This is a genomic window from Pandoraea terrae (assembly GCF_902459695.1).
In the GTDB taxonomy this organism is placed as follows: domain Bacteria; phylum Pseudomonadota; class Gammaproteobacteria; order Burkholderiales; family Burkholderiaceae; genus Pandoraea; species Pandoraea terrae.
In genome coordinates, this window is record NZ_CABPRZ010000075.1 from 1 (window position 1) to 601 (window position 601).

At 73.9% G+C, this 601-nt stretch carries 1 protein-coding gene; it reads left to right on the forward strand.

Annotated elements, in window-relative coordinates:
* The coding region (locus PTE30175_RS28055) for a hemagglutinin repeat-containing protein (protein ID WP_191629259.1) at positions 1–601 on the forward strand (601 nt) is incomplete at both ends.

The following is a 601-nucleotide window of genomic DNA, read 5'->3' on the forward strand; positions in this document are numbered from 1 at the left end:
GAGGGCGTCGAGGAGCGTCACGACACGGCGAAGTGGAGCCACGACACGCGCTCGGGCGTGCTCTCGCGCAGCACCAAAGAGACGCGGCGCGACGCGCATGACGTGCTCGCGCAGGGCAGCACGGTCTCGGGCAACGCCGTCGAGGTCGGCGCGGCGCGCGACGTGCGCGTTGCCGGCGCGAACGTGGTGGGCGAGGGCGACGTCACGGTCAAAGCGGGACGCAACCTCGAGATCGCGGGCGCGCAGAACCGGCACGCCTCGTCGGAGTACCGCCGCGAGACGACCTCCGGGGTGTTCGGCAACGGCGGCGCGGGCGTGACCATCGGCCGGCGCGCGGAGCAAGAGACCACGCGGCGCAGCGAGACCACGCACACCGGCAGCGTGCTCGGCTCGGTCACGGGCGACGTGACGCTCGTCGCGGGCGAGCAGTACCGCCAGGCGGGCAGCCAGGTGGTGGCGCGCGCGGGCGACGTGGACATCGCCGGCCAACGCGTGGCGATCGTCGAGTCGACGGACACGGCGCGCAGCGAGCGCGAGTTTGAAGTGCGCCAGTCGGGCGTGACGGTCGCGGTATCGAGCCCGGTGCTCGCCGCCGCGCAGA